Origin of the sequence: Microvirga pakistanensis (assembly GCF_004458765.1) — a bacterium.
GTDB lineage: Bacteria > Pseudomonadota > Alphaproteobacteria > Rhizobiales > Beijerinckiaceae > Microvirga > Microvirga pakistanensis.
In genome coordinates, this window is the sequence record NZ_SPJX01000599.1 from 1 (window position 1) to 223 (window position 223).

The following is a 223-nucleotide window of genomic DNA, read 5'->3' on the forward strand; positions in this document are numbered from 1 at the left end:
CTGCTCTGGCTTTTCGCCGTTCCCGCTCTCGACACGCTCAGCCTGATCGTTCGCAGGATCTGGGCAGGGCGCAGTCCCTTCTCGGCCGATCGCGATCACCTTCATCACCTGTTCCTCGAGAGCGGAGCGACGCCGGGGCAAGCCAGCGCGATCGTTGTGGCGCTGTGCGCGCTGCACGGCGCCATCGGAACGGCAGGGGCTGTCCTCGGCGTCCCGGATAGCC

1 pseudogene is annotated in these 223 nt (G+C 67.7%); it reads left to right on the plus strand.

Annotated elements, in window-relative coordinates:
• Positions 1-223 (plus strand): annotated as a pseudogene (locus E4K09_RS29445) (MraY family glycosyltransferase); the annotation flags it as partial.